Raw genomic sequence first — 22,328 nt, 5'->3', positions numbered from 1 at the left:
AAAAAATAAAACCCGCTTCCCGAAAGAAGCGGGCGGAGTCGAGCTTAAGCCTGAGTTGCGTACTTGGCCAGACGTGGGTCCGATTTCAGTACGGCCAGGGTGTTGGTATGCACGTCTTCAGCGGTGACATCAGCCTTGCTGAAGATCTGCTGGAAGTGCTCGTGAGTGACAGCAGCGAAGTGCGCACGGTCTTCCGGCGCCACGCCCAGTACCACGGCATAGGTGGTCAGCGCTTCGCCGTTACCTTTTGCCATGTCTTCGGACAGCTCGTTCATCATGCCATTCATGGCAAACCAGGATTTGCCGCCGTAGGTCAGCGACGCGTTGGTCGAGCAACCGTTTGTGCCGGAAGTCATACCAAACGTGGCGTTACCGGAAGTGCCGTTGGTGGTGGATGCCAGGAAGTGAGCAGGGGTGCCACGCTGACCTTCGAACAGCATGTTGCCCCAACCGCAATCCGGGCCGCCTGGAGCTTGCGCCATTGCGTTGATGGATACAGCGGTGAAGAGAGTACCGAGAAGAATCCGTTTCATAGCTTTGTTCTCTTTATGTGCATACCAATGGACAGGGTTCTGACACCTGACGGTGCCAGTGGGCCAGTATTAGTTCCAGCCGCGCAGTTTGGAGTTTAGGCACGTTCCCGGGGTTCCGTGATTTTTTATAAAAGATTTGGCGATAACCCCGATTTCAGGGGGGCCGGGACATGGGCGGCCGGTTGTCTATGCTTTGTCATATGGCGCGCCTTGCCAGTGGGGCACGGGCAGCGCCAGAATGCCGCTATCTGCCCCGCCTGATTGTTAAGGAAGCCCGATGCCTGATCCTGTTGCTGCCAGCCTGCGTATAGCGCCCGAAGCGCTGACCCGTCCGTTTTCCGCTGAACAGTTCAGCTTCACTACCACCAATGATCTGGAGCCCTTTCGCGGTGTGCTCGGCCAGGAACGTGCGGTCGAAGCCTTGCAGTTCGGCGTGGCCATGCCACGCCCCGGTTACAACGTATTCGTCATGGGCGAGCCCGGCACCGGTCGCTTCTCGTTCGTCAAACGCTACCTGAAAGCCGAAGGCAAACGCCTGCAGACCCCGGCGGACTGGGTTTACGTCAACAATTTCGATGAGCCGCGCGAGCCCCGCGTGCTGGAGTTGCCATCGGGCACGGCGGGCGCGTTTATCGGTGATATCAACGGCTTGATCGACAACCTGCTGGCGACCTTCCCAGCGGTGTTCGAACACCCGTCCTACCAGCAAAAGAAAAGCGCCATCGACCGCGCCTTCAACCAGCGCTACGACAAGGCCCTCGACATCATCGAGCGTCTGGCCCTGGAAAAAGACGTTGCCCTGTACCGCGACAGCAGCAACATCGCCTTCACGCCGATGCTCGACGGCAAGGCGCTGGATGAAGCTGAGTTCTCGCAATTGCCGGAGGCCGATCGCGAGCGTTTCCACGAAGATATTTCCGGTCTCGAAGAGCGCTTGAACGAGGAACTCGCCAGCTTGCCGCAGTGGAAGCGTGAGTCGAATAACCAACTGCGTTCGCTCAACGAAGAAACCATCACCCTGGCCCTGCAGCCGCTGCTGTCGCCGCTGTCGGAGAAGTACGCGGAAAACGCCGCCGTCTGCGGTTATCTGCAAGCGATGCAGGTGTACCTGCTGAAAACCGTGGTCGAGCAACTGGTCGACGACAGCAAGACCGACGCCGTCGCGCGCAAGTTGCTGGAAGAGCAATACGCGCCGAGTCTGGTGGTTGGTCATCCGGCCAGCGGCGGTGCGCCGGTGGTGTTCGAGCCGCACCCGACCTACGAAAACCTGTTCGGCCGCATCGAGTACACCACCGATCAGGGGGCGCTCTACACCACCTATCGCCAGTTGCGTCCGGGTGCGTTGCACCGCGCCAACGGCGGTTTCCTGATTCTTGAAGCGGAAAAAATGCTCAGCGAGCCGTTCGTGTGGGATGCGCTCAAACGCGCCCTGCAATCGCGCAAGCTGAAAATGGAATCACCGCTGGGCGAGATGGGGCGTTTCGCCACCGTGACCCTCAATCCGCAGCACATCCCGTTGCAGGTCAAAGTCATCATCATCGGTGCGCGGTCGCTGTACTACACGCTGCAAGACCTTGATCCGGACTTCCAGGAGATGTTCCGCGTCCTGGTCGACTTCGACGAAGACATCCCGATGGTCGACGAAAGCCTGGAACAATTCGCCCAATTGCTGAAAACCCGTACGTCGGAAGAAGGCATGGCGCCGCTGACCGCCGATGCGGTGGCGCGTCTGGCCACTTACAGCGCACGGCTTGCCGAGCATCAGGGACGGTTGTCGGCGCGTATCGGCGATCTGTTCCAGTTGGTCAGCGAGGCGGATTTCATTCGTCACCTGGCCGGCGACGAGATGACCGATGCCGGGCACATCGAACGTGCACTGAAAGCCAAGGCCACTCGCACCGGACGTGTGTCGGCGCGGATTCTCGACGACATGCTCGCCGGGATCATCCTGATCGACACCGACGGCGCGGCGGTCGGTAAGTGCAACGGCCTGACCGTGCTCGAAGTCGGTGACTCGGCGTTTGGTGTGCCGGCGCGGATTTCCGCCACGGTGTACCCCGGCGGCAGCGGTATCGTCGACATTGAGCGTGAGGTCAACCTCGGTCAGCCGATCCACTCCAAGGGCGTGATGATTCTCACCGGGTATCTGGGCAGCCGGTATGCCCAGGAATTCCCGTTGGCAATTTCCGCGAGTATCGCGCTGGAGCAATCCTACGGTTACGTCGATGGCGACAGTGCGTCGCTGGGCGAGGCGTGCACGCTGATTTCGGCGCTGTCGAAAACCCCGCTCAAACAGTGCTTTGCGATCACCGGCTCGATCAACCAGTTTGGCGAGGTGCAGGCCGTCGGCGGGGTCAACGAGAAAATCGAAGGCTTCTTCCGTCTTTGCGAAGCACGCGGCTTGACCGGCGAGCAGGGCGCGATCATTCCGCAAGCCAACGTCGCCACGCTGATGCTCGACGAGAAAGTGCTGGCGGCGGTGCGTGCCGGGCAGTTCCACGTTTACGCAGTGCGTCAGGCTGACGAGGCGTTGAGCCTGCTGGTCGGCGAGCCGGCCGGTGAACCGGATGCGGATGGTCAATTCCCTGAAGGCAGCGTCAACGCGCGAGTGGTTGAGCGTCTGCGCGTGATTGCCGAGATGATCAGTGAAGAGGATCTGAAAGAGGCCGAGAAAGAACTGGCGCAGGAGGCGTTGGCGGAAGCCAAACCGGCGTAAGCCGGGCGCGGTCAAACTGTAGGAGTGAGCCTGCTCGCGATGGCGGTGTGTCAGTCGACAAAAATGTTGCCTGACATACCGCCATCGCGAGCAGGCTCACTCCTGCATTTGTTTTGTGTCGATCTTCAGGGAAATCGCCACAACTCTGGCGCCAATATTCACACAATGACCATTCGGCGCCTTCTGGTTCCATAAAGCTTGCGCGGCGAACTTTTCTTCTATTCTCAGCTCAAGGATATCGACAGTATCACTGGATCGAGCCAGCCCTCCCGTGAGGGCTGAATACCGGCTTCACCGAGGGTCGCCGCCATGTCGCGCAACCTCTGCCTCACCCGTCAATGCCTGGGTCTCGTGACCCGTATCGAGTGCGCCATCAAGCCGTTGGCCGGCGATACCGGCATGTGGACGCTGCTTTTCGCGGCCGGTATGGCCGGCGAACAACCCTCCGCCATCAAAGCCCAAGGCCCGTTTCATGGGCCGGTCGCTGCCGAGTCGATCCTCGATACCATCGTCGAAAGTCTGACCCTGCACGGCTATGAACTGGCCGACGATCCGCAAATCTGGAGCTTGCACCTGCAAGCCCAGCTACGGCAGATCAACGGCGGGCGGGGACGTAGCCTCAACAGTTAGGGCGCAGGGTCGGGTACCTGCGACTTGTCGAGTTTGACCTCAAAACCGTACTGCACGGTGGCGAGGTCGGTTCGCTGAAAGGTTTCCACATGGCTTGGGCGGCCGTAGAAGTAATGCACGCCGAATAACGCTGGGCCTTCTGCGCTCGCATCATGGCTGACCGAGAGGATCTGCTTCAGATAGTTGCCGCTGTCGTCTTTGACGAAGAACCGCCATTCGTTCGCAGGAAACAGTTTCAGATCCACCGCCAGGGTGTTGTTTTTGATCTCCAGGCCTTTGGGCAAAGACTTGGCGTCGTAGGATTTTTTGTCGACCGTGGCGAGAAACAACGGCATCGAACCGACGGCAATCGCCGGGGTTTCCGGGAACAGATTCAAATCATAGGTAATCGTCGCCCGCAACGGGTCGACCTGATAAGCCTCGGGCGGCAGTTCGATTGGCTCATCCAGTTTGCCGCTGCGCTTTTCGGTGAAGAACGTCACCGGGCTGACGCCGGGGCTGAAGTCATCACCGAGCAATTCATCGTTGAAGGTACGTCGATGGGAAAACTCGATACGCGCCGCGCTCGGGTCTTCCAGCGATTGATGGATACGGATGCCGGCTTTCAACTGTTCCTCAGTCAGGCTCGCGCCTTTGAGCCAGTTCACGGCCAGATCGTCATACACCACCACCGGCAGATCCAGTGGCTGGATGGCTTTTTCCGTGGTGTGCTGATTGAACGCACGAATCGGCAGGTCCAGGTTTTTGCGGGTTACGGTGGCGGATGAGAAGTCCAGCACGCTGACTTCCAGCGTTTCGATCGGACCGTTGAAGTAGATCTTGGTGTAGCGCTTGGGGTGTTGCTGCTCGAAGGCTTGTTGATCGTCACTGAGCTGTTTTTCCAGAGTGTCACTCCAGACTTTCTGCTGTTGCAGCTGCTTCAGTTGTTTTTCGTAGAAGGTCACCTGCTCCGGGCTCTCGTTGATCGAGCCGGCACGCACCAAGTATTGCCCGCTGGTGTCGCGGGCTTGAACGATCAGCGGATTGAGCTGGGCGTTTGCGACTTCCGGAGCCAATGGCCGGCTGTTGCTGAACTCAACTTGCGCGTAGTTCTTTTCAAGCTTGAGCAGTTTGACGCTGAGGTTGTCATTGGTGCGGATCTGGCCAACGTCCTTTTGCGTCAGGTCGAAACTGTACAAACGTCGCGGCGCAATGACTTCGACCTGGCCTTGCAGGCTCACTGGTTGCGGCTGGGTTTTCTTGTCCACATTCAGGCCGTCTATGAATGGGTAGGTCACCGTCAGGTCATCGGGGTTGGTGACGTTGGAGCTGGACGGGCTCAACTGAATGCCGGGATCGGTTTCCGACCACTCGGGTTGATAAGCAATGACGCGCTTGTTGCTCAGCGTTACCGACTGCCATTCCACGCTATGGGGAAACAGGAAGCCGCCGGGAATGTTCAGGTTGAAGGGGAAGACCGGTTGCAGATCCGTGAGGTAATCGGAGCTGGCGTCCTTGTGCAATACGAACAGGCCATTGATGAAGGTGTCGACAAGGCTTTGCGGGGTCGGGTAATGCTTTAGCACGCCGAGGGCGTCTTCGCCGTATTCGGTTTTTGCCGGATGGCTGTCGAGTTTCTGCTTTGCGCGCTCAAGCAGCAGCAGCGAACCGCCAAGCTCGGTGATGGCGTCCTTGAGCTTCGGGTCGGTGATGGCATCGAGTGACTGTTCGAACTTTGTGGTCTTTTCTTCAAGGCTGGCAGTCTGCTTGTCGTCGCCGGGCGAACAACCGCTCATCAGCAGCGCGAGGCAAATTCCGGCAGTCGCTATCGGCAATCGCAGATCCATTTCCACTCGTCCTGTCCACTGTCGCTGGGCTGTCAATGATTTGGACACTAGCAGAAAAACCTTGTCACACACACGCAGGTAGCGGATTTCCGGGCGGTTTCTGGCTGTCACAGGTGGCTGGTATACTCGCCACCCATTACAACCCCCCTTGTGTGAGATTCAATGGAACGCTTTATCGAAAATGCAATGTACGCCTCGCGCTGGCTGCTGGCGCCGATCTACATCGGGTTGTCTCTCGGGCTGCTGGCGTTGGCGCTGAAATTTTTCCAGGAAGTTTTCCACATCCTGCCCAACGTGTTCTCGATGGCCGAGTCGGAGCTGATTCTGGTGCTGCTGTCGCTGATCGACATGGCGCTGGTGGGTGGCCTGCTGGTGATGGTGATGATTTCCGGCTACGAGAACTTCGTTTCCGAACTGAACATCGACGAAGGTAAGGAAAAACTCAGCTGGCTCGGCACCATGGACTCTTCGTCGCTGAAGATGAAAGTGGCGGCCTCGATCGTGGCGATCTCCTCGATTCACCTGCTGCGGATCTTCATGGACGCCAAGAACGTCGATCCCGAGCACCTGATGTGGTACGTGATCATCCACATGACCTTTGTGGTCTCGGCGTTTGCCATGGGTTACCTCGACAAGGTCACCAAGCACTGATCAATGTGGCGAGGGAGCTGCTCCCGCTGGATCGTGTAGCGATCGCCCTCGCAACACAAAAACACCGCCCGTCTGTTGCGAAACAGACGGGCGGTGTCGTTTGTGGCTTGTGCTTTGGGGCGGGCGGGCATATCCCTGTAGAGGTCTTGGCTCGCCACTGCGTGAGGTGTGTTCATGAACCTGCAAGAGTTGAATGCCTTTGCTATCGCCAGAAAGGTCGATGAGCTGAACCTGATCTCCATGGAAGGCGGGATTTATCTGCTGGAAGCGCGGATGCATGGGGCTGCGTACCCGTTGAGCGATCTCAAGGGCAACATGCTGACGCTGCGCTCAGTGGAGCATGCGCGGGATTTGCTGCATCACTTCCCGATGTTGCCGTTCAACCTGGTACACACCTCGGTACACGATGAAATGTGCGGGCTGGGCGCCAGCGGCGAGGAAAGTCTGAAAGTGCCGCTTGCGTGGCGTTCCGCCCTGTAGGGGCCATGCCCCAAACAATTGGGCATCTGTGCTAGTCTGCTCGCCCTTTTGGTTCCGGGCGCGCCGGGACGCGCTGTGCACGCACGGCAAGTCTTTTGGCCGTCCGCACAGCGGAGCAGTGTCATGTCCGAAGTAAATCTGTCCACCGACGAAACCCGCGTCAGCTACGGCATTGGCCGTCAGCTGGGTGACCAGCTGCGCGACAACCCGCCACCGGGCGTTAGCCTGGACGCGATCCTGGCCGGTCTGACTGACGCTTTCGCAGGCCAGCCAAGCCGCGTGGGTCAGGAAGAAATGTCCGCCAGCTTCAAGGTGATCCGCGAGATCATGCAAGCAGAAGCGGCCGCAAAAGCTGAAGCCGCTGCGGGCGAAGGCCTGGCATTCCTGGCTGAAAACGCCAAGCGTGACGGCATCACCACCCTGGCTTCCGGCCTGCAATTCGAAGTGCTGACTCAGGGCGAAGGCGCCAAGCCTACCCGTGAAGACCAGGTGCGTACTCACTACCACGGCACCCTGATCGACGGCACTGTGTTCGACAGCTCCTACGAGCGCGGCCAGCCTGCAGAATTCCCGGTTGGCGGCGTGATTGCCGGCTGGACCGAAGCCCTGCAACTGATGAATGCCGGCAGCAAATGGCGTCTGTACGTGCCGAGCGAACTGGCTTACGGCGCTCAAGGCGTTGGCAGCATCCCGCCGCACAGCGTTCTGGTATTCGACGTCGAGCTGCTCGACGTTCTGTAAGACCTGGCCTGTCTTCGTGACGGGTTAGCAATGTAGGAGTGAGCCTGCTCGCGAAGGCGTCTTTTCAGTTGACTACTCGGTTGCCTGATACACCGCTTGCGCGAGCAGGCTCACTCCTACAGTTTTTACCGTGTTTCATAGTTCTATCTTGTGATGCAGTTCATTGGTCGGGCGCAAGGCCCGGGCATAGCAGAACAGAAACAGATTGCGCACCAGCTCCTTGAGCACCAGCGGCTCGCTTGAATTAAGGCTGCTGACGTCCAGATCCCCTTGATCCTGCAGCTCATGCAGGGCCTCTTCTTCCAGCACTGCGCAGACTTCCCCGGTTTCCCGGTGCAGGATTCTTAGATACGGGTGTGGGCGATCCAGCCAGGCGTCGATCAAATAAGTCATGGTTCTAATCTCCTTGAAAGGTTTCAATGAGAATAATTCTTATTCGTCAAATAGCAAGCGCCTATTGGCATGTTGTGAATTTTTACGGGTAAAGATTGCGTAAGGTCAAAACGGCTGGCGTTTAGCTATTGCGTGGTTTTTCTGGGGGAAAGCGAGGAGGGTGGAGCTCCATCCCACGGCTGGCGCGGGATGGATGACAACAGTCTCAGACTTTTCTGACGAACTCGGATTTGAGTTTCATCGGGCCGATGCCGTCGATCTTGCAGTCGATATCGTGGTCGCCATCGCACAAGCGGATGTTCTTGACCTTGGTGCCGACCTTGACCACCAGCGACGTGCCCTTGACCTTCAGGTCCTTGATCACGGTGATGGTGTCGCCGTCTTGCAAGACGTTACCCACCGAATCTTTCTTCACTGCGTCATCAGAGGCCACTTCGGCTTCGCCATTGGCAGACCACTCGTGGGCGCACTCCGGGCAGATCAGTTGGGCACCGTCTTCGTAGGTGTATTCGGAATTGCATTTCGGGCAGGGTGGCAACGTGCTCACTAAGGCTCCTTGGGATGTGGATCGCTAAAAGTCGCACATTGTATAAGGTTTTAGCCGTGAGAGGGCAGGCAACAAAAAGCCGCAGGCTTCAGAGAAGGCTGCGGCTTGTGGTGACGCGGGCAGAATCAGTGCGTACGGGCGACCGCAAACTCGCTCAGTTCAATCAGTGCATCGCGGTATTCGCTGGCCGGCAGCGCATCGAGGCACTTGATCGCACGGGCCACATAATCACGGGCCAGTTGCGCGGTGTACTCCAGCGAACCGGAGGCTTCAACCGCGATGCGGATGCTTTCCAGATCTTCGATCCCGCCTTTCTGGATCGCTTGACGCACCAGTGCAGCCTGCTCAGGCGTGCCTTCGCGCATGGTGTAGATCAGCGGCAAAGTCGGCTTGCCTTCGGCCAGATCGTCACCGACGTTCTTGCCCAGGGTTTCAGCGTCGCCCTTGTAGTCGAGCAGGTCGTCGACCAGTTGGAATGCCACGCCCAGGTGATCACCGAAGGTGCGCAGCGCTTCGCTCTGCTCGGCGGAGGCGCCGGCCAGCGCGGCGGCGCTGTGGGTCGATGCTTCAAAGAGCATCGCGGTCTTGCCGCGGATGACTTCCATGTAGGTTTCTTCGGTGGTGCTGGCGTCTCGCACCTTGGACAGCTGCAACACTTCGCCTTCGGCGATGATGCGCGTGGCCTGGGACAGGATCTTCATCACTGGCATCGAGCCCAGTTCGACCATCATTTCGAACGAGCGCGAGTACAGGAAGTCGCCGACCAGCACGCTCGGGGCGTTGCCCCACATGGCGTTGGCGGTCGAGCGGCCACGGCGCATGCCGGACATGTCGACCACGTCGTCATGCAGCAGGGTGGCGGTGTGCAGGAATTCGATGGTAGCGGCCAGCAGACGCATATCGTCGCCTTCGCGACCCAGGGCCTTGCCACACAGCAACACTAATAAAGGACGCAGACGCTTGCCGCCGGCCGACGTGATGTAGTCGCCGATTTTCGATACCAGCGGTACTCGGGAAGTCAGCTGCTTCTTGATGATGCCGTCGACGGCGCTAAAATCGTCCGCCACCGCGCGGTAGAAAGCTTGGGGTTGCATCAGCGAGAGTCGCTCCAGAAGGGTTGCGCGGCATGCTAGGACCCCCGTCCAGACCTGTCAAGGCGCGATGGACGGCTACTTGCAAGCCTGCTGCGCCTTGCGTACAATCGCGCACCCTGAACTTCCTGGGCAGCACCTGCCTTACGCAATTGCAAGCGGGCCTTCCAGCCCCATGCAGCCATGCCAGCCAATACCTCTTCTTATAAAGAGCTGGGTGAGCAGGATTATCGGAGAAATACCATGTCTTATGCAGTAATCGTTACTGGCGGCAAGCAGTACAAAGTCGCCCCAGGTGAATACCTGAAGATCGAAAAACTGGAAGTCGCTACCGGCGAATCCGTTACCTTTGATCGCGTTCTGTTGGTTGCCAATGGCGACGACGTAAACATCGGCGCTCCAGTTGTTGCTGGCGCTACTGTTGTGGCTGAAGTGATCTCCCAAGGTCGTCACGATAAAGTCCGCATCATCAAGTTCCGTCGTCGTAAGCACCACATGAAGCGTATGGGCCACCGCCAGTGGTACACCGAGATCAAAATCACCGGTATTCAGGCTTAATTTCAGCCTAATTCCTCACTAGGAGAATTGAACTCATGGCACACAAAAAAGCTGGTGGTAGTACCCGTAACGGTCGCGACTCAGAAGCCAAACGCCTTGGCGTGAAGATGTATGGTGGCCAGAAAATCATTCCGGGCAACATCATCGTGCGTCAGCGCGGCACCCAATTCCACGCCGGTTACGGTGTTGGCATGGGTAAAGATCACACCCTCTTCGCGAAAATCGAAGGCGTGATCAAGTTTGAAGTAAAAGGCGCGTTCAACCGCCGTTACGTGAGCGTTGTCGCAGCTTAATTGCGCAATCGCTGGAAGAGCCCTGTCTTGCGACGGGGCTTTTTCGTTTGTGGGGTGAGTCTCTTGCAAAGCTGTTTGTATGGGCTGTCGGCGTGCGATGCAGGTCGTGTTTTGGGGTCGCTGCGCTCATTTTTGCAAGAGTCTTATGTCTTGATTGTTTTTCGGCTCGTCCGTATGGCGAGAGGCGTTGGTTATGAAGTTTGTTGATGAAGTATCGATTCGCGTAAAGGCTGGTGATGGCGGCAATGGCGCCATGAGTTTCCGTCGGGAAAAATTCATCGAAAACGGTGGCCCGAACGGCGGTGATGGTGGTGATGGCGGTTCCATTTACATGATGGCCGACGAAAACCTCAACACCCTGGTCGACTACCGTTACACCCGGCACTTCGATGCCGAGCGTGGCTCCAACGGCGGCAGCACCGACTGCACTGGCAAGAAGGGCGAAGATTTGATCCTGCGCGTACCGGTCGGTACCACGGTGATCGACTCTGCCACTCAGGAAGTCATTGGCGACCTGACCAAGGCTGGTCAGAAGCTCATGGTGGTGCAGGGCGGCTGGCACGGTCTGGGTAACACCCGTTTCAAATCCAGTACCAACCGCGCGCCGCGTCAGACCACTCCGGGTAAGCCGGGTGAGCAGCGCGACTTGAAGCTGGAAATGAAAGTGCTGGCCGATGTGGGTCTGCTGGGCTTGCCGAACGCTGGTAAAAGTACCTTTATCCGTTCGGTCTCGGCCGCCAAGCCGAAAGTTGCCGACTACCCGTTCACCACGCTGGTGCCGAACCTGGGTGTGGTCAGCGTCGATCGCTGGAAGAGCTTTGTTGTCGCCGACATTCCGGGCTTGATCGAAGGTGCTTCCGACGGTGCCGGTCTGGGTATTCGTTTCCTCAAGCACTTGGCGCGTACGCGTCTGCTGCTGCACCTCGTCGACATGGCGCCGCTGGATGACTCCAGCGCTCCGGATGCGGCTGAAGTGATCGTCAACGAGTTGATCAAGTTCAGTCCGTCCCTGGCTGAGCGTGATCGCTGGCTGGTGCTGAACAAGTGCGACCAGATCCTTGAAGAAGAGCACGACGAGCGCGTCAAGGAAATCGTTGATCGCCTGGAGTGGACTGGTCCGGTGTACGTGATCTCGGCCATCGCCAAGATCGGTACCGAGCGTCTGTGCCACGACATCATGCGTTACATGGAAGATCGTGCCGATCGCCTGGCCAATGACCCGGCTTACAAGGAAGAGCTGGCCGATCTCGATCAGCGCATCGAAGACGAAGCCCGCGCGCAGTTGCAGGCGCTGGATGACAAGCGTGCTCTGCGTCGCAGCGGCGTGAAGTCGGTCCACGACATCGGTGACGATGATTGGGACGAAGAAGATGTCGATGACGAAGATGGTCCGGAAATCATTTACGTGCGCGACTGATTCGTTGCAGTAAACTTAAGCGCCGCTCAATCGAGCGGCGTTTTAGTATCTGGAAATCGCAAGTCACAAATAACGTCATGGGCGGCGCTGGGTCGCGCTGCCCTCAAGCTAAGGTTGAAGATGATGCGGAGCAAGGTGACAGGTGCGCAGCGTTGGGTCGTGAAGATCGGCAGCGCTTTGCTGACAGCTGATGGCAAAGGGCTGGATCGTGCGGCAATGAGTGTCTGGGTCGAGCAGATGGTGGCCTTGCATGAGGCTGGCGTCGAGTTGGTGCTGGTGTCCTCCGGGGCGGTGGCGGCCGGCATGAGTCGTTTGGGCTGGACCGCACGACCCAGTGCGATGCACGAGCTCCAGGCTGCTGCGGCAATTGGTCAGATGGGCTTGGTGCAGGCGTGGGAATCGAGCTTCGCCGAGCATGGCCGGCACACGGCGCAGATTCTCCTGACCCACGACGACCTGTCCGACCGCAAGCGCTACCTGAATGCCCGCAGTACGTTGCGTGCGCTGGTCGAGCTGAAAGTCATCCCGGTCATCAACGAAAACGACACCGTGGTTACCGACGAGATCCGTTTCGGTGACAACGATACGCTGGCGGCGCTGGTTGCTAATCTGGTCGAAGCCGATTTACTGGTGATCCTGACGGATCGCGATGGCATGTTCGACGCTGATCCGCGCAACAATCCCGATGCGCAGATGATCTACGAGGCGCGTGCCGATGATCCGGGTCTGGATGCGGTGGCGGGCGGCACTGGCGGTGCGCTGGGTCGCGGCGGCATGCAGACCAAGTTGCGCGCTGCGCGGCTGGCGGCGCGTTCCGGTGCGCACACCATCATCGTTGGTGGTCGGCTTGAGCGTGTGCTGGATCGTCTGAAGGCGGGCGAGCGCATCGGCACCTTGCTGTCGCCTGAGCGCGGCATGCTGGCTGCTCGCAAGCAGTGGCTGGCCGGGCATTTGCAGACTCGCGGCACCTTGGTGCTGGATGATGGTGCGGTGTCGGCGCTGTCCCAGGGCAACAAGAGCCTGCTGCCGGTGGGCGTCAAACTGGTGCAGGGCAGTTTCCGTCGTGGTGAGATGGTGGTGTGTGTGGCGCCGGACGGTCGTGAGATCGCTCGGGGTCTGGCCAACTACAGTGCGCTGGAAGCACAAAAAATTATCGGACAGTCGTCGGATGCGATTGTCGGTTTGCTGGGTTACATGGCTGAGCCGGAACTGGTTCACCGTGACAATCTGATTCTGGTTTGAGGAAGGCTCGATGCGTGTAGCAAAAGGATTGTTGGGGTTGCTGATGGCGTTGCCATTGCTGGCCTCGGCCGAGGAAATCGGTCAGGTGTCGACGGTGTTCAAGTTTGTCGGGCCGAATGACCGGATCGTGGTCGAGGCCTTTGATGATCCGAAGGTGGAAGGTGTGACCTGTTACCTGTCGCGCGCCAAGACGGGTGGTGTGAAGGGTGGTCTGGGTCTGGCCGAGGATCGCGCCGAAGCCTCGATCGCTTGCCGTCAGGTCGGTCCGATCAAGTTCAAGGGTGAGTTGAAGGATGGCGATGAGGTGTTCAAGGAGCGCACATCGCTGGTGTTCAAGACCATGCAGGTGGTGCGCTTCCTCGACAAGAAGCGCAATACTCTGGTGTACCTGGTCTACAGCGACCGCTTGATCGAAGGCAGCCCGCAGAATGCGGTGACGGCGATTCCGATCCTGCCGTGGGTGCCGGTTCAGCAATAAAGCAAGAAAACCAATGTGGGAGCCAGCTCCCACATTTTTTTTGCTCTGCATTTATCAAATCGCAGGCAATAAAAAACCGACCCTGAGGTCGGTTTTTTAATGACTACGTCGCTTAGGCAGCTTCTTTCAGTGCCTTGACGTGGCCATTCAGACGGCTCTTATGACGAGCAGCCTTGTTCTTGTGGATGATGCCTTTATCGGCCATGCGGTCGATAACTGGCACAGCCAGAACGTATGCAGCTTGAGCTTTTTCAGCGTCTTTTGCGTCGATGGCTTTAACTACATTCTTGATGTAGGTACGAACCATGGAACGCAGGCTGGCGTTGTGGCTGCGACGCTTCTCAGCCTGTTTTGCACGTTTTTTGGCGGAAGGTGAGTTGGCCACCGTCGAGCTCCTCGAAAGACTTTTTAGGAAATAGCAAACAAAATAGGCCGCGAATCATGCCGATGAGTTGGAGTCTTGTCAAGGGCACTTCAATCGTTCCGCTAAGTGGTAGGTATAAAGAGGCGGGATATTTATTTCCGGCGCTTGACCTGTAAACTCGCGAGCTTTGGCTCTGTGCTGTTGCGGCGCGGAGTATCGCACAAGTAGGCGCATTGTTCGCCTGCTGTTTATCGAAAGGCCCTGATTTCCTCAATGAATCTGCTCAAATCGTTGGCCGCCGTCAGCTCTATCACGATGCTTTCCCGTATTTTGGGGTTTGTTCGTGACACGCTCATCGCTCGCACATTCGGCGCCGGAATGGCGACTGACGCCTTCTTTATCGCTTTCAAACTACCCAATCTACTGAGGCGAATTTTTGCCGAAGGTGCGTTCTCTCAAGCGTTTGTACCGATTCTTGCCGAATACAAAAGCCAACAGGGCGAGGAAGCGACTCGCACCTTTATTGCCTACGTTTCAGGCTTGCTGACGTTGGTGTTGGCTGTGGTAACGGCACTGGGCATGATCGCTGCGCCATGGGTGATCTGGGCCACAGCCCCCGGTTTCACCGATACACCGGAAAAATTCCAGCTCACCTCTGATCTGTTGCGGGTGACCTTCCCTTATATATTGCTGATCTCCCTGTCGTCGCTGGCCGGGGCAATTCTCAATACCTGGAACCGTTTCTCGGTTCCGGCCTTCGTGCCGACATTGCTCAACGTCAGCATGATCGTGTTTTCGCTGTTCCTCACGCCGTACTTCGATCCACCGGTCATGGCCCTTGGCTGGGCGGTGCTGGTCGGTGGTCTGGCGCAATTGCTCTATCAACTGCCACACCTGAAAAAGATCGGCATGCTGGTGCTGCCGCGCCTGAATCTGCGCGACACCGGTGTCTGGCGTGTCATGAAGCAGATGCTGCCGGCAATCCTCGGTGTCTCGGTGAGCCAGATTTCGCTGATCATCAACACCATCTTCGCCTCGTTTCTGGTCGCAGGATCGGTGTCGTGGATGTATTACGCCGACCGTTTGATGGAGTTGCCGTCCGGTGTGTTGGGTGTGGCGTTGGGCACGATTCTGTTGCCGACTCTGGCCAAAACCTACGCCAGCAAGGATCGCCACGAGTATTCGCGCATTCTCGACTGGGGCCTGCGCCTGTGCTTCGTGCTGGTGCTGCCGTGCTCGCTGGCGCTGGGGATTCTCGCCGAGCCATTGACCGTTTCGCTGTTCCAGTACGGCCAGTTCAGTGGCTTTGATGCCGAGATGACTCAGCGCGCATTGATCGCCTATTCTGTCGGCCTTCTCGGGATTATCGTGATCAAAGTGCTGGCGCCGGGCTTTTACGCGCAACAGAACATCCGGACTCCGGTGAAAATCGCAATCTTCACGCTGGTGGTTACTCAGCTGTTCAACTTGATGTTGATCGGCCCGTTGGCCCATGCCGGTCTGGCGTTGGCGATCAGTGCTGGCGCCTGTCTGAACGCCGGATTGCTGTTCTATCAGTTACGTAAGCAGCAGATGTACCAGCCGCAGCCTGGTTGGGCGAAGTTCGGCTTCAAGCTGGTTGTGGCGGTTGCGGTGATGTCGGTGGTGTTGTTGGTCGGCATGCATTTCATGCCGGCCTGGGATCAGGGGCACATGCTGGAACGCTTCCTGCGCCTGGGGGCTTTGGTCGCCGCGGGTGTGATTGCTTATTTCGGCATGCTGCTGTTGCTCGGTTTCCGTCTGCGCGACTTCAATCGCAAGGCCTTGAGCTGAGGTTTTACCCTTTATAAACAGGCGCGGGCCGGCAGTTTTGTCGGCTCGATCACTTTGCGTTACGGTGTTGCCTGTCGTCTGCCGCCGGGTGTGGTTATAATCGGCCACTTTATGAGCAAGAAGCGCGTTATGCAGCTGGTTCGAGGCCTCCACAACTTGCGCCCCCAGCATCGGGGCTGCGTCGCCACTATTGGCAACTTTGACGGTGTTCACCGCGGTCACCAGGCTATCCTGGCCCGTCTGCGTGAGCGTGCGCTCGAGTTGGGCGTACCCAGCTGCGTGGTGATTTTCGAGCCGCAGCCACGGGAATTCTTTGCAACCGAGACTGCGCCAGCACGTCTGGCACGGTTGCGCGACAAACTGCAACTGCTGGCGGCCGAAGGTGTTGACCGGGTCTTGTGCCTGGCCTTCAACCAGCGCCTGAGCAAACTCAGCGCCAGTGAGTTCGTCGATACTATTCTGGTCGACGGTCTCGGTGTGCAGCATCTGGAGGTCGGTGACGACTTCCGTTTCGGTTGCGACCGCCTCGGCGACTTCGATTTCCTGCTGCAGGCCGGGCAGGTTCACGGGTTTAGCGTGGAAGCTGCGCAAACCGTCGAGCTGGACGGCATTCGCGTCAGCAGCACTCAGGTGCGCAACGCGTTGGCCGCCGCCGATTTTGCCTTGGCCGAACGCCTGCTCGGCCGCCCGTACCGCATCGCCGGTCGCGTGCTGCATGGCCAGAAACTGGCCCGGCAACTGGGGACGCCCACTGCCAATATTCAACTCAAGCGTCGTCGCGTGCCGTTTACCGGGGTGTATCTGGTGGATGTGGACATTGACGGCAAGACCTGGCCCGGCGTCGCCAACATCGGCGTGCGGCCCACGGTGCAAGGTGATGGCAAGGCCCACCTTGAAGTCCATCTTTTAGATTTTGCCGGCGATCTGTATGACCGGCGTTTGACGGTGGTTTTCCACCAAAAGCTGCGTGAAGAGCAGCGTTTCGCCTCCTTGGAGGCGCTGAAAACGGCGATCAATGCGGATGTCGCCACCGCCCGTGCACTAGCCGCACCTAGCGCCCATCGCTAATGAAGAGCCTTAAATGACCGACTATAAAGCCACGCTAAACCTTCCGGACACCGCCTTCCCAATGAAGGCCGGCCTGCCACAGCGCGAACCGCAGATCCTGCAGCGCTGGGACAGTATTGGCCTGTACGGAAAGTTGCGCGAGATTGGCAAGGATCGTCCGAAGTTCGTTCTGCACGACGGCCCTCCGTATGCCAACGGCACGATCCACATCGGTCACGCACTGAACAAGATTCTCAAGGACATGATCATCCGCTCGAAAACCCTTTCGGGTTTCGACGCGCCGTACGTTCCGGGATGGGACTGCCACGGCCTGCCGATCGAGCACAAGGTTGAAGTGACCCACGGCAAGAACCTGGGCGCGGACAAGACCCGCGAGCTGTGCCGTGCCTACGCCACCGAACAGATCGAAGGGCAGAAGTCCGAATTCATCCGACTCGGCGTGCTGGGCGACTTCGCCAACCCGTACAAGACCATGAACTTCACCAACGAGGCCGGTGAAATCCGCGCCCTCGCCGAAATCGTCAAGGGCGGTTTCGTGTTCAAGGGCCTCAAGCCTGTGAACTGGTGCTTCGACTGCGGTTCGGCGCTGGCTGAAGCCGAAGTCGAGTACGAGAACAAGAAGTCCTCGACCATCGACGTTGCCTTCCCGATCGCTGATGAAGCCAAGCTGGCTGCCGCGTTCGGTCTGCCGTCGCTGGGCAAACCTGCCTCGATCGTGATCTGGACCACCACCCCGTGGACCATCCCGGCCAACCAGGCGCTGAACGTTCACCCGGAATTCAACTACGCCCTGGTCGATGTCGGCGACAAGCTGCTGGTGCTGGCTGAAGAACTGGTCGAAGCCTGCCTCGCTCGTTACAACCTGGAAGGCTCGGTCATCGCGACCACCACCGGTAAAGAGCTGGAACTGATCAATTTCCGTCACCCGTTCTACGACCGTCTGTCGCCAGTGTATCTGGCCGACTACGTTGAACTGGGCGCAGGCACCGGTGTGGTTCACTCCGCCCCGGCTTACGGCGTGGACGACTTCGTGACCTGCAAGAAGTACGGGATGGTCAACGACGACATCCTCAATCCGGTGCAGAGCAACGGTGTTTACGTGCCGTCGCTGGAGTTCTTCGGCGGCCAGTTCATCTGGAAGGCCAACCCGGCGATCGTCGAGAAGCTGACCGAAGTCGGTGCGCTGATGCACACCACCGTCATCGAACACAGCTACATGCACTGCTGGCGCCACAAGACGCCACTGATCTACCGCGCCACCGCGCAGTGGTTCATCGGCATGGACAAAGAGCCAACCAGCGGCGACACCTTGCGTGTGCGCTCGCTCAAAGCCATCGAAGACACCAAGTTCGTCCCGGCCTGGGGCCAGGCGCGCCTGCACTCGATGATCGCCAACCGTCCGGACTGGTGCATCTCCCGTCAGCGCAACTGGGGCGTGCCGATCCCGTTCTTCCTGAACAAGGAAAGCGGCGAGTTGCACCCACGCACCGTCGAGCTGATGGAAGAAGTCGCCAAGCGCGTTGAAGTCGAAGGCATCGAAGCCTGGTTCAAACTCGACGCCGCCGAATTGCTGGGCGATGAAGCGCCGCAATACGACAAGATCAGCGACACCCTCGACGTCTGGTTCGACTCGGGTACCACGCACTGGCACGTCCTGCGCGGTTCGCACCCGATGGGCCATGAGACCGGCCCGCGCGCCGACTTGTACCTGGAAGGTTCCGACCAACACCGTGGATGGTTCCATTCGTCCTTGCTGACGGGTTGCGCCATCGACAACCACGCGCCGTACCGCGAACTGCTGACGCACGGTTTCACCGTCGACGAAGCGGGCCGCAAGATGTCCAAATCGCTGGGCAACGTGATCGCGCCGCAGAAAGTCAACGACACTCTGGGCGCCGACATCATGCGTCTGTGGGTCGCTTCGACCGACTACTCCGGTGAAATCGCTGTGTCCGAGCAGATCCTGCAGCGTAGTGCGGACGCCTATCGTCGTATCCGCAACACCGCACGCTTCCTGCTTTCCAACCTGACCGGTTTCAACCCGGCCACCGACATCCTGCCGGCCGAGGAAATGCTCGCGCTGGATCGTTGGGCAGTGGATCGCACATTGCTGCTGCAACGCGAGCTGCAAGAGCATTACGGTGAATACCGTTTCTGGAACGTCTACTCGAAGATCCACAACTTCTGCGTGCAGGAGCTGGGTGGTTTCTACCTCGACATCATCAAGGACCGTCAGTACACCACTGGCGCCAACAGCAAGGCGCGCCGTTCGGCGCAAACCGCGCTGTTCCACATCTCCGAAGCGCTGGTGCGCTGGATCGCGCCGATCCTCGCCTTCACCGCCGACGAACTGTGGGAGTACCTGCCGGGCGAGCGTAACGAATCGGTGATGCTCAACACCTGGTACGAAGGTCTGACCGAGCTGCCGGAAGGCTTCGAGCTGGGTCGTGAGTACTGGGAGCGCGTCATGGCGGTCAAAGTCGCGGTCAACAAGGAAATGGAAATCCAGCGCGCGGCCAAGGCTGTCGGTGGCAACCTGCAAGCCGAAGTGACGCTGTTCGCCGAAGAGGCGCTGAGCGCTGACCTGGCCAAGCTGAGCAACGAGCTGCGCTTTGTGCTGATCACTTCGACCGCCAGCGTTGCACCGTTTGTACAGGCTCCGGCCGACGCGGTAGTGACCGAAGTCAGCGGCCTGAAGCTGAAGATCGTCAAGTCGGCCTTCGCGAAATGCGCCCGTTGCTGGCACTGCCGTGAAGACGTCGGCGTGAACCCGGAGCATCCGGAAATCTGCGGTCGTTGTGTCGACAACATCAGCGGCGCTGGCGAGGTTCGTCACTATGCCTAATGCCGTTGGCCGTTTCGGACGGTTGAGCTGGCTCTGGTTGAGTTTGCTGGTTCTGGTCATCGACCAGGCCAGCAAGTTCTACTTCGAAGACAAGCTCGAAATGTTCCAGCAGATCGTGATCATTCCCGATTACTTCAGCTGGACCCTGGCTTACAACACCGGCGCTGCGTTCAGCTTCCTGGCTGACAGTTCTGGCTGGCAGCGCTGGCTGTTCGCTTTGATCGCCATTGTGGTCAGTGCGGTGCTGGTGGTCTGGCTCAAGCGTCTGGGCCGCAACGAAACCTGGCTGGCCGTCGCTCTGGCGCTGGTGCTGGGCGGTGCGCTGGGCAATTTGTATGACCGCATTGCCTTGGGTCATGTGATCGACTTCATTCTGGTGCACTGGCAAAACCGCTGGTACTTCCCGGCGTTCAACTTCGCCGACAGCGCCATCACCGTGGGTGCGGTGATGCTGGCACTGGATATGTTCAAAAGTAAGAAAACCGGAGAAACCGTTCATGACTGAACAGGTATTGGCTGAGCAACGCATCGGCCAGAACACGGAAGTCACCTTGCACTTTGCATTGCGCCTGGAGAACGGCGACACGGTCGATAGCACCTTCGACAAGGCCCCAGCGACGTTCAAGGTTGGCGACGGTAACCTGCTGCCGGGTTTCGAAGCTGCGCTATTCGGCTTCAAGGCCGGCGACAAGCGTACGCTGACCGTCGAGCCGGAAAACGCTTTCGGCCAGCCGAACCCGCAGAACGTGCAGGTTATCCCGCGTTCACAGTTTGCTGACATGGAGCTGTCGCCGGGTTTGCTGGTTATCTTCAACGATGCAGCCAATACTGAGCTGCCGGGTGTGGTGAAAGAATTCGACGACGCGCAAGTGACCATCGACTTCAACCACCCGCTGTCTGGCAAGACGCTGACCTTTGACGTCGAGATCATCAACGTCAAAGCGCTGTAAAAAATGTAGGAATGAGCCTTTGTGGCGAGGGGATAAATCCCCTCGCCACAAATCGCAAGTTCCCACAGTGTTTTTAACTGTTTTCGCGCGCAAGACACGAGGCACAGCATGCAAATCAAACTCGCCAACCCCCGTGGCTTCTGCGCAGGTGTGGACCGGGCGATCGAAATCGTCAACCGCGCCCTGGAAGTCTTCGGGCCGCCGATCTACGTGCGCCATGAAGTGGTGCACAACAAGTTTGTGGTCGAAGACCTGCGCAGCCGTGGCGCGATCTTCGTCGAAGAACTGGATCAGGTGCCGGACGACGTCATCGTGATCTTCAGTGCCCACGGCGTATCCCAGGCTGTGCGTACCGAAGCCGCTGGCCGTGGCCTGAAAGTCTTTGACGCCACCTGCCCGCTGGTGACCAAAGTGCATATCGAAGTCGCGAAATACAGCCGCGACGGTCGTGAATGCATCCTCATTGGCCACGCCGGTCACCCGGAAGTCGAAGGCACCATGGGCCAGTACGACGCCAGCAATGGCGGCGCCATCTACCTCGTCGAGGACGAGAAAGATGTGGCCGAATTGCAGGTGAACGATCCTGAAAGATTGGCGTTCGTCACCCAGACCACCCTGTCGATGGACGACACCAGTCGTGTTATCGACGCCCTGCGCACACGTTTCCCTGCCATCGGCGGCCCGCGCAAGGATGACATCTGCTACGCCACGCAAAACCGTCAGGATGCGGTCAAGCAACTGGCCGACGAATGCGACGTGGTGCTGGTGGTCGGCAGCCCTAACAGCTCCAACTCCAACCGCTTGCGTGAACTGGCTGAACGCATGGCCACGCCGGCCTACCTGATCGACGGCGCCGAAGACATGCAAAAGAGCTGGTTCGATGGCGTCGAGCGTATTGGCATCACCGCCGGTGCTTCCGCGCCGGAAGTGCTGGTGCGTGGCGTGATTCAGCAATTGCAGGCCTGGGGCGCTACCGGTGCCGATGAGCTCGCCGGTCGTGAAGAGAACATCACATTCTCGATGCCTAAAGAGTTGCGCGTTCGTTCGATCTGACGCTTTTGGCTTTTTGACACAGTGCCTGTTCAGTCTTTTCACTGCCCAGGCGCACTCGACCGGTCGCCGCCAGCACCACTTGACGCTGGCTGACCGGCTCGCGAGTCGAGCAAATATGTAATGTTCCTGCCTGAAACTTCCTCTCCGGCATCAGTGGTTGCCCAATACTGCTGAACCGGACATAACGGCTCACCAACCAATTGCCGACAATCGGCACCATCCCGTCACGCGCATTTTCCATCAGTAGCGGATTGCTGCTGTCCTCCGGCCCCTTGCCGCTGATGTCCAGAATGATCCGCCAGCCCTGACTCCAGTCACCGTTGATGCCATGAATTACCACGCTCTGATTGCGCGTGATCGCCATTGTGCGGGCGTTGCGAATGCCGTCGAGCAGTGACTGCGCAGCCTGATCCCGACGGTTCGACTCAGTGAGTGCAGCAAACGCCGGATTGATCAGCAGCAGAACAATTGCACCAATCGCCAGTCCCATAAGCAGTTCAATCAGGCTGAAACCCTGTTGCGACATGAAAACTCCCTCCATGGAGTGTGATGAACGGCGCGCTCCGTGCGCCGGGCAGGGCAAATCAACCGACAGAGTCCGGTTGAATGTTCTAGCGTGTAGAAGCAGGTATAGCCGACG

The 22,328-nt window shown here is 58.6% G+C and carries 23 protein-coding genes; 16 read left to right on the top strand and 7 right to left on the bottom strand.

What is annotated here, in order from left to right:
- Positions 1–44: 44 nt before the first annotated feature.
- Positions 45–533 carry a DUF3015 domain-containing protein gene (locus PSH79_RS23690; protein WP_007909797.1) on the bottom strand — a complete coding sequence of 163 codons (489 nt, stop codon included), beginning with the start codon at positions 531–533 and terminating at the stop codon, positions 45–47.
- 277 nt (positions 534–810) lie between these two features.
- Here PSH79_RS23690 and PSH79_RS23685 point away from each other — a divergent pair, with 277 nt between their 5' ends.
- Both PSH79_RS23685 and PSH79_RS23680 read left to right on the top strand, forming a co-directional pair.
- Positions 811–3,249, top strand: a complete 2,439-nt coding sequence (locus PSH79_RS23685) for a Lon protease family protein (protein WP_187679194.1) — start codon at positions 811–813, stop codon at positions 3,247–3,249.
- A 309-nt stretch (positions 3,250–3,558) separates the two neighbouring features.
- Positions 3,559–3,879 carry a hypothetical protein gene (locus PSH79_RS23680; RefSeq protein ID WP_095189336.1) on the top strand — a complete coding sequence of 107 codons (321 nt, stop codon included), beginning with the start codon at positions 3,559–3,561 and terminating at the stop codon, positions 3,877–3,879.
- Here the strand turns inward: PSH79_RS23680 and PSH79_RS23675 are convergent.
- Positions 3,876–5,705, bottom strand: a complete 1,830-nt coding sequence (locus tag PSH79_RS23675) for a hypothetical protein (RefSeq protein ID WP_305439889.1) — start codon at positions 5,703–5,705, stop codon at positions 3,876–3,878. The two genes, PSH79_RS23680 and PSH79_RS23675, sit on opposite strands and share 4 nt — an antisense overlap.
- Positions 5,706–5,867: 162 nt before the next feature.
- On the opposite strand from PSH79_RS23675, the gene PSH79_RS23670 reads away from it, so the two are divergent.
- The 3 genes from PSH79_RS23670 to PSH79_RS23660 all read left to right on the top strand — a co-directional run bounded on the left by PSH79_RS23670 (position 5,868) and on the right by PSH79_RS23660 (position 7,577).
- Complete coding sequence (locus tag PSH79_RS23670; RefSeq protein ID WP_007909801.1) at positions 5,868–6,356, top strand: TIGR00645 family protein; 489 nt, start codon at positions 5,868–5,870, stop codon at positions 6,354–6,356.
- A gap of 174 nt (positions 6,357–6,530) precedes the next feature.
- The gene (locus PSH79_RS23665) at positions 6,531–6,836 is read left to right on the top strand and encodes a DUF6482 family protein (RefSeq protein ID WP_305439887.1); all 306 of its coding nucleotides are present in this window, start codon (positions 6,531–6,533) and stop codon (positions 6,834–6,836) included.
- A 123-nt stretch (positions 6,837–6,959) separates the two neighbouring features.
- Positions 6,960–7,577, top strand: coding sequence for an FKBP-type peptidyl-prolyl cis-trans isomerase (locus PSH79_RS23660; protein ID WP_123535372.1), 618 nt, complete (start codon positions 6,960–6,962; stop codon positions 7,575–7,577).
- Between the two features lie 135 nt (positions 7,578–7,712).
- Here the strand turns inward: PSH79_RS23660 and PSH79_RS23655 are convergent, their stop codons facing one another.
- The 3 genes from PSH79_RS23655 to PSH79_RS23645 all read right to left on the bottom strand — a co-directional run bounded on the left by PSH79_RS23655 (position 7,713) and on the right by PSH79_RS23645 (position 9,611).
- Complete coding sequence (locus tag PSH79_RS23655) at positions 7,713–7,970, bottom strand: hypothetical protein (protein ID WP_150602192.1); 258 nt, start codon at positions 7,968–7,970, stop codon at positions 7,713–7,715.
- A 205-nt stretch (positions 7,971–8,175) separates the two neighbouring features.
- Positions 8,176–8,517 carry a zinc ribbon domain-containing protein YjdM gene (locus PSH79_RS23650; protein ID WP_003228364.1) on the bottom strand — a complete coding sequence of 114 codons (342 nt, stop codon included), beginning with the start codon at positions 8,515–8,517 and terminating at the stop codon, positions 8,176–8,178.
- Positions 8,518–8,642: 125 nt separating this feature from the next.
- Positions 8,643–9,611: a polyprenyl synthetase family protein gene (locus PSH79_RS23645; protein ID WP_305439886.1), complete on the bottom strand. Its 969-nt coding sequence runs from the start codon at positions 9,609–9,611 to the stop codon at positions 8,643–8,645.
- Between the two features lie 240 nt (positions 9,612–9,851).
- Between PSH79_RS23645 and rplU the strand changes: the two genes are divergently transcribed.
- From rplU to PSH79_RS23620, 5 genes are all read left to right on the top strand, one after another.
- Complete coding sequence (rplU, locus tag PSH79_RS23640; protein WP_007950961.1) at positions 9,852–10,166, top strand: 50S ribosomal protein L21; 315 nt, start codon at positions 9,852–9,854, stop codon at positions 10,164–10,166.
- 35 nt (positions 10,167–10,201) lie between these two features.
- A complete protein-coding gene (rpmA, locus tag PSH79_RS23635) occupies positions 10,202–10,459 on the top strand; it encodes a 50S ribosomal protein L27 (protein ID WP_003176049.1) in 258 nt (85 codons plus the stop codon).
- Between the two features lie 193 nt (positions 10,460–10,652).
- Positions 10,653–11,876, top strand: a complete 1,224-nt coding sequence (cgtA, locus tag PSH79_RS23630; RefSeq protein WP_095189331.1) for an Obg family GTPase CgtA — start codon at positions 10,653–10,655, stop codon at positions 11,874–11,876.
- A gap of 123 nt (positions 11,877–11,999) precedes the next feature.
- Positions 12,000–13,118: a glutamate 5-kinase gene (gene proB / locus PSH79_RS23625; RefSeq protein ID WP_187679200.1), complete on the top strand. Its 1,119-nt coding sequence runs from the start codon at positions 12,000–12,002 to the stop codon at positions 13,116–13,118.
- A gap of 10 nt (positions 13,119–13,128) precedes the next feature.
- Positions 13,129–13,596: a CreA family protein gene (locus PSH79_RS23620; RefSeq protein WP_166216509.1), complete on the top strand. Its 468-nt coding sequence runs from the start codon at positions 13,129–13,131 to the stop codon at positions 13,594–13,596.
- Positions 13,597–13,708: 112 nt separating this feature from the next.
- Here the strand turns inward: PSH79_RS23620 and rpsT are convergent, their stop codons facing one another.
- The gene (gene rpsT, locus PSH79_RS23615; RefSeq protein WP_003228351.1) at positions 13,709–13,981 is read right to left on the bottom strand and encodes a 30S ribosomal protein S20; all 273 of its coding nucleotides are present in this window, start codon (positions 13,979–13,981) and stop codon (positions 13,709–13,711) included.
- Positions 13,982–14,233: 252 nt separating this feature from the next.
- Between rpsT and murJ the strand changes: the two genes are divergently transcribed.
- The 6 genes from murJ to ispH all read left to right on the top strand — a co-directional run bounded on the left by murJ (position 14,234) and on the right by ispH (position 21,688).
- Positions 14,234–15,772, top strand: coding sequence for a murein biosynthesis integral membrane protein MurJ (gene murJ / locus PSH79_RS23610; protein ID WP_305439883.1), 1,539 nt, complete (start codon positions 14,234–14,236; stop codon positions 15,770–15,772).
- Between the two features lie 129 nt (positions 15,773–15,901).
- Positions 15,902–16,840, top strand: coding sequence for a bifunctional riboflavin kinase/FAD synthetase (gene ribF / locus PSH79_RS23605; protein ID WP_305439881.1), 939 nt, complete (start codon positions 15,902–15,904; stop codon positions 16,838–16,840).
- A gap of 13 nt (positions 16,841–16,853) precedes the next feature.
- On the top strand, positions 16,854–19,685 hold the full coding sequence (ileS, locus tag PSH79_RS23600) for an isoleucine--tRNA ligase (protein WP_305439879.1): 2,832 nt from the start codon (positions 16,854–16,856) through the stop codon (positions 19,683–19,685).
- Entirely contained in the window at positions 19,678–20,190 is a 513-nt protein-coding gene (lspA, locus tag PSH79_RS23595; protein ID WP_187679204.1) for a signal peptidase II, read from the top strand. The genes ileS and lspA overlap by 8 nt, the downstream gene beginning before the upstream one ends.
- Positions 20,191–20,197: 7 nt before the next feature.
- Positions 20,198–20,635, top strand: a complete 438-nt coding sequence (fkpB, locus tag PSH79_RS23590) for an FKBP-type peptidyl-prolyl cis-trans isomerase (protein ID WP_185037054.1) — start codon at positions 20,198–20,200, stop codon at positions 20,633–20,635.
- 108 nt (positions 20,636–20,743) lie between these two features.
- Positions 20,744–21,688 carry a 4-hydroxy-3-methylbut-2-enyl diphosphate reductase gene (gene ispH, locus PSH79_RS23585; RefSeq protein WP_187679205.1) on the top strand — a complete coding sequence of 315 codons (945 nt, stop codon included), beginning with the start codon at positions 20,744–20,746 and terminating at the stop codon, positions 21,686–21,688.
- Here the strand turns inward: ispH and PSH79_RS23580 are convergent.
- Positions 21,660–22,214, bottom strand: a complete 555-nt coding sequence (locus PSH79_RS23580) for a GspH/FimT family pseudopilin (protein WP_305439878.1) — start codon at positions 22,212–22,214, stop codon at positions 21,660–21,662. The two genes, ispH and PSH79_RS23580, sit on opposite strands and share 29 nt — an antisense overlap.
- Between the last annotated feature and the right edge of the window lie 114 nt (positions 22,215–22,328).

It is taken from the genome of Pseudomonas sp. FP2196 (assembly GCF_030687715.1).
GTDB lineage: Bacteria > Pseudomonadota > Gammaproteobacteria > Pseudomonadales > Pseudomonadaceae > Aquipseudomonas.
This window is presented reverse-complemented; position numbering and strand designations above follow the sequence as displayed.